The organism is Actinoplanes sp. NPDC048791 (genome assembly GCF_040650095.1).
In the GTDB taxonomy this organism is placed as follows: Bacteria; Actinomycetota; Actinomycetes; order Mycobacteriales; family Micromonosporaceae; genus Actinoplanes.
In genome coordinates this window covers 1-1561 of sequence record NZ_JBEZGQ010001487.1, presented here as the reverse complement: position 1 = coordinate 1561, position 1561 = coordinate 1, and the positions used below count along the sequence as shown (strand labels likewise).

Genomic DNA, 1561 nt, shown 5'->3' with positions numbered 1-1561 from the left:
GGCACCAGCGTCGCGAACGCCCCGCCCGGCCCCCGCCGCGGCGACAACCCGGAACCGGTCACCGCCTGCCAGAACGGCTCCGCCACCCGCGAGGGCGTATCCAGGAACCCCGTCACCCACCGCACCCGCATCACGCCTCCCGGCCCGGCCGGCCCGGCCGCCGCTGCACCGCCGGTCCCCGATGCACCGGCGCGTCCCCGCTCAACTGCTCACCACGGACCCGGTCGGCGTCCGCCTCCTGCTCACGGCCCAGCGCCCGCAGCACCACCGACCGGTGCAGCAGCACCTGACCGAGGCGCACCCGCAGCCCGAGGCGCTCATACTCCGCCATCGCCGTGCCGTACTCCCGCAACGCCGCCGGATGCTGACCGCGCATGTCGGCGATGTCACCCAGCGCCGCGTGGGCGCTGCCGATGCCGTGCCCGCTGCGCAGCCGCTCGAAGATCGCCAGCATCGCCCGGAAGTCCCGCTCGGCGTGGTCGTACGCCCCGTGCCGCACGTACAGCCAGCCCCGTTCCTGCAGGCAGTAGCCGCGCAGCAGCTCATCACCGATGCGCTCGGCGACCCCCATCGCCTCCGCCACCAGCTCCCGGCCCCGGTCGGTCTGCCCGCCGAGCTCCGAGGCCAGGCCCAGACCCAGCAGCGCCCAGCCCCGTTCCGGCGACTCCCGCTCGGGCAGCAGCTCCACGGCCCGGCTCAGCACCGGCACACTGAGCTCCGGACGCAGGAACGTGTTGTACAGGGTGCCCAGCGACAGCCGTACCTCGATCTCGTCGGCGACCGCGCCCAGCCCGATCAGCAGCTCCAGCGCCCGCAACAGCGCCGCCTCGGCCTCAGCGAAACGGTCCTGCGCCCGCCACGCGTCCCCGACGCGCCACAAGGCCAGCGCGATCTCCCGCACGTCGGTGCCGAGCCCTTCGGCGGCCTCCAGCGCCTGCTGCGCCGCCGGCAGCTCGAGCCGGACCAGACCCGCCATCCCGTACGAGTGCGACACCCACCGCAACGCCCGGATCCGGAACGGCTCATCACCCAGCGCCTGCGCCACCGGCACCGCCGACAACCACAACCGCAGCCGGTACGAGTGCTCGGCCTCCCCGGTCACCAGCGGATGCACCGCCTCGATCAACGCCCGGGCCGGCGCGGCCAGCCCCGCCCCGACCGCCGCGTGCACCGCAGCCAGCACGTTCTCCCGCTCGGCGGCCAGCCACTGCCCGGCCCGGGCCCGTGCGGTCAGCCACCGCAGATGCCGGTGCAGGCAGTCCACGCCCTCCGCACCGTCGTCGGCGAGCTCCCGCGCGCACAGCCGCACCAGGTCGTGCATCCGGTAGCGGTCCGGCGCCGGGGACTCCACCAGGAACGCGTCCACGAGCCGTTCCAGCGACTCGGCCACCACATGCTCGTCCAGCGCACACCGGGCCGCCGCGGCGGCCAGCCCCACCGACGTACCCGGATAACCGCCCACCCGCCGGAACACCAGCTGCTCACCCGGGCCCAGCTCGTCATAGACCGCCCGCAGCGTCGAACGCACCGCCCGGTCCGCCAGCCGCATCTCGTCGAGGCG

Annotated in this window: 1 protein-coding gene; it reads right to left on the bottom strand. The window is 75.0% G+C overall.

Annotated features, from left to right (window positions below):
• Window positions 1–130: 130 nt before the first annotated feature.
• Window positions 131–1561: hypothetical protein (locus tag AB0C29_RS47700; protein WP_360834906.1), on the bottom strand; the 1431-nt coding region annotated here is incomplete at its 5' end.